Here is a 4,447-nt window from a genome sequence, read left to right as displayed (position 1 = left end):
TTTTTTTCGTTTCGTCGCACTGAAACCCAATGATACGTCTTCCTTTTTCACCGATATTTTTTTCCTGTATATCTTTATTCATTTTATCAAATTCCCTTCTGATCTATCAGGTGGAAATTTTTCTCATACCATTTACCATTGTGCTTAAATCTTAATCTTCAATATCATTCTTTGTATACAAATATACATTTTCTCAAAAAAAAGCATACAACCACAATTCTTGATATTGTACCATAATTATTCGAGTTATTAGCAGAACTAACAAAATAACAGCAATATTTTATCAAATGACAGCAATATTTTTACTTCTTTGACCGGCTTTATTTCCCTATAATACCATTTGGGACAAAATAATAAATTAAAAGAAAGGAAAATATTATGATCAAAAAAAATATTTTTAAGAAAAAAGCTGTATCCTTACTCCTTACGGCTTCTCTCCTCACAGGTGTTGCCGGTGTAACTTCTGGATGCGGCTCCAAGAAAAAAAATTCTAACGAACCTATCACTTTAGATGTTTACAGCATGCTCGCCAATTATTCCGGCGAACAGCAGGGATGGTTTGCAGACCTCATGAAAGAAAAGTTTAATGTTAAGTTAAATTATATCCAGGCCGATGACAGTACATTCCAAACCAGAACACAGAATAAAAATCTTGGTGACATCATTGTTTTCGGCAATGATAACAAAGAATATGTACAGGCTGTAAAGGGTGGTCTTTTATATGACTGGACTGAAGATGGTCTTTTAGACGATTATGGTCCTTACATAAAAGAGCATATGGCAGATGCACTTGACAAAAACAAACAGCTTACCAAAAAGATAACAAATAATAAGAGTGACGCCATATATGGATTTGGACATGATGTAGCTTCATCATCAGGGGAACTTGCATCATTCTTCTATACATGGGATGTACGCTGGGATCTCTACAAAAAACTCGGCTATCCTGAGATTAAAGATTTAAAAGACTTTGAGCAGCTTTTAGTTGATATGCACAAATTAGAGCCTACTGATGAATCAGGTAATAAGACTTATGCCGTTTCACTCTGGTCAGACTGGGATTCTTCAATGATGATGGCTGCCAAATCAGCAGCTACTGCATATTATGGTTACGATGAGCTTGGTATAGGACTTTACGATGCATCAACCGGAAAATTCCACGATGCATTGGAAGAAAACGGACCATACATTACTATGCTTAAATTCTTTAATAACCTTTATCAGAAAGGTCTTGTAGACCCTGATTCAATGACTCAGACTTTTAATGAAGTTACTGAAAAAGTTGCAATCGGAAAAACTCAGTTTTCACTTTTTAATTATACAGGTTCACTTTTATACAATACTGAAAAACATACAAAAGAAGGAAAACTTATGTACAGCTTAAAACCTGAAGATGCTTCTCCTGCTGTATATGCACTTACTACAAAAGGAAATGACCGTATATGGACTATCGGTGCATCATGTGAATATCCTGAAGAAGCAATGGAAGTTATCAACTTCTTATGTACACCTGAGGGTTACCTCGACATGCAGTATGGTCCAAAGGGTGAATGTTGGAATTATGATAAAAACAAAAATACATATCTCACAGAATTAGGTGAGAAATGCCACCAGAATAAATCAACAAAAATGACAGGTAAGTATAAAGGTCTTTATAAAGATGGCGAAGTCCAGATAAATAACACTACATGGTCTATAGATGCTAAAAACCCTGAGGCTGCAAACGGAGAAACATTTAACCAGCAGACATGGAAACATGCATCAAAATCACAGATCAGCACGATTGAAAAAGACTGGCAGAAAAAAACTGGCAGTACAACACTTGATGATTATATGAAAAAAGGAAAATATTCTGTAATTCCTGGAAGTACATATTCAGCAAGTGAAAAATCAGATGAATTTAATACAACATGGTCTCAGGTTGGACGAGCTTTAACAGAGGCTTCATGGAATGCCTTATATGCAAAAACAGACAAAGAATTTTATAAAATAATCGACAAGGTTAAGAAACAGGTTGACAGCTATGGTTATGCTGAATGTGTAAAATGGTCTCAGAATGAGGCAAAAACACGCTACCAGCTTGAGCAGTCAGAAAACAAAACAAAATAAATATAAAATTTTAATCTAATCTTCTCTATAGAACGCTTTCAGAATCAAAAGCATACGATTTTCCAACACGATAATGCTTCTGATTCTGCAAAGCGTTTTTTCAAATTTAATTATTTTTAATCCATATTTTTCAATTTATGAATATTTTTTCCAAAAAAAGGTTAATAATAATTTTTGTCATATTAAACTCAATATTTTAATATGAATAATCGTTACTGTTCGTATCTGTGATAAGACATGTAGCGAATAATCTGCAGCTTTTTCAACGGAGGTAAATCTTGAAAAAGAAAATTTATATAATCCTTCTATGTCTGCTTACCGCTGTTTTTTTAACAACCATATCAGCATGGTTTATCTGTTCAACCAGATATCAAAAGCAGCTTAACAAACAATCTCTCACATATGAAACATTTCAAAATAAACTAGTAAAAGAGAACACATGGAATAAAAATTCCTGTCAAGAACTAAATCACAAAAAAAAGTCACATTCTACAAAAAACTCACAGAAAAAAGAAAATTCTAATGACGGAGCCGGTCTTGAAAAGATTCCCGATGTCAATTTTAATTCTCTCAGAAAATACAATAAAGATATCTATGCATGGATCCAGATTCCTGAAATAAATCTTTCATATCCTGTATTGCAGCACAAAACACTTGACTATTATTATCTTACACATAATATTGACAACAGTTTTGGCTACCCTGGATGTATTTTTTCTGAAACAAACAGTAAAAAAGATTTCTCAGATGCATTAACCGTGTTATACGGGCATAATATGAAGAATGGTTCTATGTTTGGTATGCTGCACCATTTCGATAACTCTGATTTTTCCAATAAACCATACTTTATCCACATAATAACACCCGTTTCTAAAATACGTTATAAAATAGTGGCAAGTGCCACCTGGGGAACAAAAAATATAATATCTACATTTAATAATTCAACAAATGGGACACTGGATTTTTTTAATTCTGTCAATCCTAATTGCTCTTTCAAAAATACCATTAAAATAAAAAAGCGCATAGCAGACAAACATTCAAAAATGCTTATATTGTCTACATGCGGTTCAAACAGTAACTCAAGATTTTTAATTATCTCGTTAAAACAAAATGAATGGAGGAAATGATATTTTGAAACATAGGTTTAAAAAAGTTATAGCATTGGTACTATGCCTTTCTCTTTTATTTATCGGAATTGGAAATTTCACTAAAAGTAAAGCTGCATCTCCAACTTATACAGATTCAGGCAAAAAATATACAACAAGACAGATTCTTAGCGACTATCAGTATTTCACAAAAAAACGCTTTGAATGTGGCAATCATTTTGTAGGTGCTCTTGCCTGCGGCGGTGATGCTTATTTTGGTTCATTTGGTAACGGTGCAATCGTTCCATCTTATATTAAAAATGTAGAAAAATCTGGAAATTACAGTGGACAGCATAACAGCCACTACCTTGCAGGTTATCCAAAATACAAGAATCTCTTAAATCAGCCTGCTTATTACAAAACGATATCCAGACCTAATTCTTCACTTACAGAGTATCCTGATAAAAAAGGCGAGTATATTGATTTTAAAGCCGCTTTCAAAAATTTAGAAACAGAATCTAAAACAATGGCAAGTAAGTGTGACAAAAAACTTTCCGACAAAAATCTGAAATCAGCTTGTATTGATGGACAGCATGGAACTTTACTTACGATTCCATTTTCAGATACCGTAAAATCGGTTTATATTCCATTTGAGATAATATATAATACTGATTGGATAATGATAGATGGTGTAAAAGATCTCGATGAACTTGTCTCTACTGAACACATAATCTCAATAGGCGTAAGTGACCTTATCTCAATAGGTGGAGACTATTCTTATGTAGCTGCCAAAGATAATAAAATAGCAGTATTCATCTCTACTAACAAAAATGATGGCAAAGATATTTCTTTTAAAAACAGCCAGCTTACAAAAAAAGCATATCTTCTCGAAGATGGCCATGGACTTAAAACTTTAAATAAAGCTGAAACTATTCAGGCAGGACAAATGGATTTATCCGGTATGAAACTGATCTGGAACTTTCCTTACAACTCCAGCCTCACATGTAAATATCTTCCAGGCCATGTCCTTGCCCCAAACGCATGTGTAACAATTAACGGAGGAAATTTTGAGGGAGGATATATAGCTAACCGTATTATAAACTGCCAGGCAGAAGGTCATTTCTACCCATACGGAGAAGTAACCGAACCTGCATCAACACCTGAACCGAGTGTAGCACCAACTGCTGTTCCTACTGAGGTTCCTACAGCAACTCCTTCTCAGACCGTTGCTCCTACCGAGGTTCCTACGGCAA

The 4,447-nt window shown here is 34.1% G+C and carries 3 protein-coding genes; all 3 read left to right on the top strand.

From position 1 onward, the window contains the following. The first annotated feature begins 378 nt into the window (after positions 1-378). On the top strand, positions 379-2,109 hold the full coding sequence (locus KQI69_RS00800; RefSeq protein ID WP_216563382.1) for a hypothetical protein: 1,731 nt from the start codon (positions 379-381) through the stop codon (positions 2,107-2,109). 278 nt (positions 2,110-2,387) lie between these two features. Next, positions 2,388-3,236, top strand: a complete 849-nt coding sequence (locus tag KQI69_RS00795) for a class B sortase (protein WP_216563381.1) — start codon at positions 2,388-2,390, stop codon at positions 3,234-3,236. Positions 3,237-3,240: 4 nt separating this feature from the next. Beyond that, the coding region (locus KQI69_RS00790) for a collagen-binding domain-containing protein (protein WP_216563380.1) at positions 3,241-4,447 on the top strand (1,207 nt) is incomplete at its 3' end.

The organism is Eubacterium sp. MSJ-13 (assembly GCF_018918235.1).
Taxonomy (GTDB): Bacteria; Bacillota; Clostridia; order Lachnospirales; family Lachnospiraceae; genus Butyribacter.
This window is presented reverse-complemented; position numbering and strand designations above follow the sequence as displayed.

Bases quoted from the DNA above. Each gene is read 5' to 3' on its own strand.
- KQI69_RS00800 (WP_216563382.1), top strand. From the start codon at position 379: ATGATCAAAAAAAATATTTTTAAGAAAAAAGCTGTATCCTTACTCCTT.